The organism is Vibrio sp. 1-Bac 57 (assembly GCF_037546855.1).
Taxonomy (GTDB): Bacteria; Pseudomonadota; Gammaproteobacteria; order Enterobacterales; family Psychromonadaceae; genus Psychromonas.
Window position 1 is genome coordinate 1 of the sequence record NZ_JALAAC010000067.1, and the last position, 7,828, is coordinate 7,828.

General features: G+C 38.5%; 6 protein-coding genes. All 6 read right to left on the reverse strand.

Features of this window, described 5'->3' with window-relative positions; genetic code table 11:
* The coding region (locus tag MT391_RS20230) for an ISAs1 family transposase (protein WP_499499846.1) at positions 1-715 on the reverse strand (715 nt) is incomplete at its 3' end.
* A 58-nt stretch (positions 716-773) separates the two neighbouring features.
* Positions 774-1,733, reverse strand: coding sequence for a glucokinase (locus MT391_RS20235; protein WP_499499848.1), 960 nt, complete (start codon positions 1,731-1,733; stop codon positions 774-776).
* A 146-nt stretch (positions 1,734-1,879) separates the two neighbouring features.
* A complete protein-coding gene (locus MT391_RS20240) occupies positions 1,880-2,686 on the reverse strand; it encodes an endonuclease/exonuclease/phosphatase family protein (RefSeq protein ID WP_499499849.1) in 807 nt (268 codons plus the stop codon).
* 101 nt (positions 2,687-2,787) lie between these two features.
* A complete protein-coding gene (locus MT391_RS20245) occupies positions 2,788-4,416 on the reverse strand; it encodes a PTS transporter subunit IIBC (protein ID WP_499499851.1) in 1,629 nt (542 codons plus the stop codon).
* 59 nt (positions 4,417-4,475) lie between these two features.
* The gene (locus MT391_RS20250) at positions 4,476-6,209 is read right to left on the reverse strand and encodes an alpha-glucosidase (protein WP_499499853.1); all 1,734 of its coding nucleotides are present in this window, start codon (positions 6,207-6,209) and stop codon (positions 4,476-4,478) included.
* Between the two features lie 70 nt (positions 6,210-6,279).
* Positions 6,280-7,245, reverse strand: coding sequence for a LacI family DNA-binding transcriptional regulator (locus MT391_RS20255; RefSeq protein WP_499499855.1), 966 nt, complete (start codon positions 7,243-7,245; stop codon positions 6,280-6,282).
* Positions 7,246-7,828 lie beyond the last annotated feature (583 nt).

Consider the following 7,828-nt stretch of genomic DNA (forward strand, 5'->3'; position numbering starts at 1 on the left):
TTCGGGACTCTATTCGACCATGACCTGCATCTACTTCTTCATGGAACTGATGAGGTACATTAGAAAAATTATCTTCACGGCATATAGTAAAAAAGTCTTTAATCGACTGATGCAAATTCCCCTGATTACCTTTAACTGCAAGTACATAGTCAGCGCCTTTACTTTTAATTTTTGTTGCAATAGCTTTTTGGCAGCCCATTGCATCAATCGTTACTATGCTACCTTCGACATCTAATAAATCGAGGAGTTGAGGGATAGCAGTGATCTCATTTGATTTTTCTTCTGTCTTTATTTGGCCAAGAACTACACCATTATTTGCAGCAAATGTACTGACCATGTGGATTGCACTCTTTTTAGATTGCTTATCAAATGAGCCTCTGACTGTTTTGCCATCAATGGCGATAACTTCGCCTTTTGTTGAGACATGAGCCGCTTTCATCCAACTGATAAAACAATGTTGTAATTTGTCTGGTGCTATTGTTGAAATAACACGGGCGATGGTGTCATGGACTGGAATACCGTTTTCAAATGAGCCATATTTATCAAGCAGTTCTTTTTTATTATGAGCAACTTCTTCTATAGCTTCCCATCCATCGGCACCACAGATTACACCCACAATAAGTGTTAATAGAATATCATGAAGTTTATGCTCAACTTTAGACTGTTGGCGAAGATCGGGAATTGAAGAAAAATGTTCATTAAAAGCAGATAACATAAATGGCTCCTATTTATAAGAAGCCTATTTGATCATAGTTTACTACATGAATACAAGTTCATGATCTTGCCCTGAACTCTTGACGAAGATAAACACTCGCCCCCAATAACCCAGGGTTATTATGGGTAATTAAAAAAGTTGGAATAGATGATAGATACGCTTTAAAACGCCCTTTATCTTCAAAGAAATGCCTGAACTCGCTAGATTGAAATAACTCAGCAAAGCGAGGTACGATACCGCCCGCGATGTAAACACCTCCTGTACAAGCTAGGTTTAATGCAAGGTTACCAGCAAAACTGCCCATCACTTGACAAAAAACATCCAGACTTCTCCGTGCCAAATCACAACTTCCGTCTAATGCCGCTTTAGATACCTCATTCGGCTGCTCAAATTTAACTTCACGTTTAGATAAAGCACAAAGACTTTGGTATAAATTGACTAAACCTTGCCCGGACAAAATACGCTCTGCAGAAACGTGACCAAATTTCGCTTGTAGTAAACATAAAATATCAGCCTGTTCTGGTGTATTAGCTGCGAAACTTACGTGTCCACCTTCACCATCCAAACTGATCCATTTATCCGCCGATTTAATAATGTGTGAAACACCCAGCCCTGTCCCAGGACCAAAGATAGCCGTTACAGCATTCTCTTTACATTCACCACCACCTACTTGTATTTTTTCTACTGAAGAAAGAAAGGGTACCGCTAATGAAATTGCGGTGTAGTCATTGATGACATATAAGGACGCTAATTTTAATCTTTCTTTAAGTGCTTGCTTAGAAAAATCCCAACTTAAATTGGTCATCACAACATGATCATTTTCAACGGGACAAGCAATACCAATACAAAGGTGTTTCACTTCACCTTGTAATATTTCAAAGTATTGAGTCAGTGCAACTTCAAGTGTTATAAATTCGGCACAAGCAAATTCATTTAATTGACTCAACTCCCCCGTTTTAACATCACAAACAGCAAGTCGGATATTTGTACCACCAACATCAGCAACAACAGATAACATTTTTTCTCCTTGGATCATTTATAGTTATACCAAATGTGATCCAGTATTATTTTTTATTAAACATGCGATGAGTTCTAAAATAAAACAGTCCCATTATTAATTTCATGAATACACTCCTTGCAAAGGAATCAATGACTTAATAAAGACTAAGCAACTTCCACATCAACCAACACCCCAAAATGATCAGACACAATAGGATAAAAATCGTTATTAAAAATTGTCTGATGCTGCTTTACCACAACCAATTGATTACTAAGAATCAAATCAATCCGTAAAGCCTGGCTATTTTGTTGCCAACCATCAATATTTTTAATCACAGTGGCACCAGCATCTTTTGTTTCTGCTATTTCATAACAATCAATTAAACCGCGCTGTAATACATAATCATAACCTTCATCGCGTATATGACTCGGGTTATTGAAATCACCCAATAGAAAGCTCAACCCTGTTGATAATGTCGCCGTGATACGTTTGATATGCTCCTCAAATGGGCTCTCTGAGTCATTCCACCAGCCGCAATGACAATTATAAAAATCGAACTCACCTTGTTGAAAAGCGACTTTAATACGCACTGCTCGTCGATGTTTCCAAAAGTTCACATCATAGTTATCACTTAAGTCAATGACCTCATGTTCAACAATGGGCAATCGAGTCAAAAATGCTACCCCCTCTTGATATACTTCATAACTTTGGTGAACAAAATCCCACGTAAGTTGGTAGTGATGACCGTGTTCTGCCAGTTTTTTCTGTAATAAATAACCATAGTTATCAGCTAACACGGGATGATTACTCAATATACTGGCATCAACGACCGGACTATCTTGGCATTGATTAACCTCTTGTAATGCAATCACATCGCACCCTTGTTCAATAATGGCTTGCGCTACTATATCCAACTTTTCTAACTGTTTATCTTCTTGCCAACTATGGGTATTTAGCGTCAATAACTTCATTTATTATTCGCTTATTTAATGTACTGAGATAGAAACGCAGCTTCAAGGCTGCGTTTATCGATATTGTTCGCTTGTTGTTCACACCTAATATAGAGAATGAATTACACAGGTTGCTCTGAAAACTTAGCAAGTAACCTAGATTTAATCACATCCACTCCAGGACCATAAATAGCTTGTACACCCTGTTCTTTAACCACTAATCCAAGTGCTCCCGTGGATTTCCATAACGAGTATTCAGCAACCAATAGCGGATCATTAACCGTAATACGCAAGCGAGTCATACAAGCATCAATCTCAGTAATATTGCCACGCCCCCCTAAATTTTGAATAATAATGTCAAGCTTGTCATCTTGCGACATAGCTTCTGCATTTTCATCTAGATAGTTACCCTTACGCCCTGGTGTTGGTAAATGAAACTTCACAATTAGCAAACGGAACAGCGCATAGTTAACGACAAAGAAAACAACACACACCAACGCGAAACGAATTAAATCACCTCCTATGCCCGCTGAAATCATCATTGGTATACGAGTGAGTAATTCAATCAAACCAAAGGCATGTACACGTAGATCCATAACATCCACCAATGCAAATGCAATGCCTGTTAACACCGCGTGTGCAACATACAAAACGGGAGCAATGAACATAAACATGAATTCAATGGGTTCAGTCACACCCGTTAATAACACCGCAAGACCAGCGGATAAAAACATCGGTTTATATTGCTTACGTTTATCATTATCAACACAGTGATACATCGCAAGCCCAATCCCAATCAATGATGACGCTGCTATAATTACCTGCCCCGCTTTAAAACGTGCTGGATGCACAGTATCCAATAAATGCTGGTAAGTTGCCGGATCGGTTAATTTAAGATTATTCAAATCACTTATCCAAGCAAGCCATAATGGATCTTGGCCATAAACACTTGAGCCCGCACTAGCCCCAGTCAAAAGCTCATAAGAACCACCCAACTCTGTGTAATTCATTGGAATTGTTAAGGTGTGATGTAAACCAAACGGCAGTAATAAACGCTCTAACGTACCATACAAGAAAGGAGCTGTGATGGGCGCACTGTCTTTAGAGGTTGCAATCCATTGACCAAAATCATTGAGTGCACCTTGAATTAAAGGCCATACTATCGATAAACCAAGTGCAATGATCACCGAATAGAAAATAACCATAAAAGGCACAAAACGCTTACCGTTAAAAAATGCTAATGCCTCAGGTAACCGAGAGAAATCATAGTAACGGTTATATAAGTTGGCACCTAAATAGCCGGACATAATACCGATAAAAACACCCATATTTAGCGCAGGAGCGCCTAAAATATTAGTAAAAAATTGAGAGACAGGCAGCTCAGTTCCAAATAAACTCATCACAATCGCATGAGGATCACTCAGCATATCGTTATTTACGCCCAATATAACCCCGGTGATACGGTTAATTAATATGAAAGCAATGAGCGCAGCAAATGCGCCACCCGCACGTTCTTTTGCCCACGAACCACCGATAGCGACAGCAAATAACAGGTGCAGGTTAACAATAATTCCCCAACCAATATTTTCCATAATATGGCCTAGCGTTTCAATAGCACCGAACCCACCAGCATACATTGCGACGACTTTACCTAATGAAATCATAATACCGGCTGCTGGCATCACCGCGATAACAACGATAAGTGATTTTCCAAATCTTTGCCAAAAATCAAATGATAGTAATTTACTCATAACTAATTCCTTGGTTGTAATGCAGGTTAACGTCATCAACGCCCTGCCATAAATATAATTTAATGTTTTCTTACAAATATATATGCTGCATAAGCGGGGGCTATTTGCGTGGTTATAAAATCCGACCGAATGTGTTCATTATTGATAGTTTGGTTATCAAGCATTAACGCTCCTAATTGTGCACTGTCGATATTAACGATGCTCTCTTGTGCATTTAAATTGGTAATAATGGTCCATGTCATATCTTGAGCAATGCGTTGATAAGCATAGATATTAGGATCGTCAGGCAGCAACAATTGATAACGACCAACCACCAAACTTTCATTTGATTTACGCAGAGCAATTAACTGCTTATAAAAATTCAAAATCGAGTTTGGATCTTGCTGTTGTTGTTCAACATTGATATCGGTGTAATTTGGATTCACAGCAAACCAAGGCGGCACCTCAGAAAAACCAGCAAAAGCATGGTCATTCCATTGCATTGGTAAACGACTATGATCACGGGATACTTGATTTAACAACGCCAAGATATTGTCGTTGGTTTGTCCTTGTTGCTTTAACTTTTGAATTAAATTTCTAGCAGACACATCATTAAAGTCGTTAAGAGATGTAAACTGACGATTTACCATGCCGATCTCTTGGCCCTGATAAATAAACGGGGTGCCTTTCATTAAAAAATAACAACTTGCTAAAGCGGTAGCACTGCCATACCAATAATCAGGATGAGCAAAGGTATCAATACTACGGGCTTGATCGTGATTCTCTAGATAAAGTGCGTTCCAGCCTTTACCTTCTAATGCATTTTGCCAATGCGATAAAATTTGTTTAAATCCCACTAAATCAAAACGCTCGCGACTTTGCTCTTCCGACCATAATTTCATGTGTTCAAACTGAAAAATCATATTAAAAACACCGCCTTGATCATGTTCGTTGGCTTCGGCAACCCAAGTTAATGCGTTTTCTGCAGCGACCCCGTTTGCCTCACCAACGGTAACAATATCAAAGGGTGAAAATGCCTGATCTCTTAGCTCATAGAGAGGCTTATCAATACCTTCAACATTCATGTGATAGTCAAATGAAGAAACATAATTTTCACCCTTTGGATTGGGTAAAGAAGGTAAACCTGCTTGTTTCTGAATATGGCTAATAGCATCCACACGGAAACCATCAATACCACGAGCCAACCACCAATGAATCATGTTAAATAATGCTTGTTTAACCTCAGGGTTTTCCCAATTAAGATCGGGCTGCTTTTTAGAAAATAGGTGCAGGTAATATTGTGCAGTTTTGGCATCATACTCCCATGCACTACCATGAAAAATACTTTCCCAGTTATTGGGATCGCGAGTCGGCTTTTCAGCTGTAGGCTCACAACCATCACGCCAAATATACCAATCACGTTTAGGACTATCTTTACTTTTACGAGATTCAATGAACCATGGATGCTCATCGCTAGTGTGGTTGATCACTAAATCCATAATAATACGAATGCCACGAGCATGAGCGGCACTGATTAATCGGTCGACATCCTCAAGGGTTCCAAAATCAGGATGAATTGCTTGATAGTCACTAATATCGTAACCGTTATCATCATTCGGTGATTCATAAAATGGACAAATCCATAATAAATCAATACCCAAATCAGCAAGGTAATCCAGCTTGGCAATAATCCCCTCAATATCACCAATACCATCTTGGTTTGTATCATAAAAACTACGGGGATAAATTTGGTAAGCAGTCGCTTTTTTCCACCACGCAAGTGGTTTTAAGTGAATATTATTGGTGTGTTTCATCTATTCAATCTTGAATGTGTTATCGTTAACACATATGATGAAATTGAATTTAATTGAATGCAATACGTTTTTAAATAAACTGTGAGCTTTCTCTGATTTTTATATCGAATTGGCCTTCAGCTGAACTGAAATCACGCTTAATCATTTTTTTAACGGCTTGGTAGCCCACTTGATAATAATTAAAAGCAACGGTACTAAGACTTGGTACTAATAAATCACTGTAGTCATAATCCCCTATGCCTATAATCCATAGGTTATGACCAATTTTTAATTGCTGTTCTTTGGCGCGGCGATATAAACGAATGGCAATATTATCGGTGGCACAAAAATAGACATTATTGGGCTGTAATTGAATTTCTTGGTATTCGATTTTTTGCTCTGAATCAGCCAATGCTTGCAACGAAAAATTCAGCTCTGGTATCGTGTCAGTAATGGTTTCTTGCATCAATTTAGTGCGGCTTGATAGCATGCGGTCATCATAAACATAATGTATGGCTTCGAGCGGTGCCTGCTGCTGTTTTAACTGAGTGATGGTTTGTGAGACTAACGCTTTAATCGCGGCTTGTTCAGGGTAATATAAACAGCAATGATGGGGGGTGTTTTTACCAATAAATAACACATTATCTAAGGTTTGATAAAAAGGCTCTTCGACACTGCGCTTTGAAGCAATAATAATTGTGCCCAATGCATTTAAGCCATTAAACTCTCTAACGGCTTGGCATTCTGACTCATGGCTAAACCCTGTGGCATGAAACAGCATTCGGACTTGTGATTCATTCGCCGCAGCCAGTGCCCCTTTAATCACTAAACTCGTTGTATATGACTCAATTCGAGGGGCAACGAAACCAATAATATTAGATTGGCTACGAATTGAGCGAGCAAATATATTAGGGGTATAATGACTTTCTTTGACGATAGCATCAATCTTAAGGCGATTCTCAGCCGAGACATAACCGTCATTAAAGTAACGTGACACGGTCATTGTTGAGATCCCAAGTTTTTTTGAAATCTCCGCCATGGTCATTTTTTTACCCATCACATTTTCTCCATCAATAATATATCATTGTCATATTATCCAATATTTTGGCTGAGAACACAGTAAATAAAAACACTATCTGATGATATACCCATGTTACTTAGACTTAAAAAACAAGTGCATAACTCGGATAGGTAGAAAACGCGATTAACTGAACATATGATAGTTATTTAATGGTTATACCAATTCCACTAAGTAACTGATCAATCCTACTGGTTAAAACAAGCGATTTCTGCGTTAAAAGTTTTGTAAAGGGAACAACTTATGTGGAGTCCCCTGTGTCAATCATAAAACTAGTAACTAAGAATAAAGCGCTCACTTATGTACGAGCTCTCATTGAGTAGCTAACTCAGGCTCTCTGATATTTACGCGCACAAGTAATCACATCTATTAAGGAAAGATTGGACATAAACTGTATTTAAGAAAAACATGTTAGCAGCTAGCTGAGTCTACTTTAGGACCTTGTACCGTCAAAAAGGCTCGGGTGTCCAGCTCTTTATGTATTGGACTGGTAAAATAAAAGGTCACAGATCTAAAAATAAATGACCTTGCAAATGAATTATTAACCTGTGCAGATAAAGCT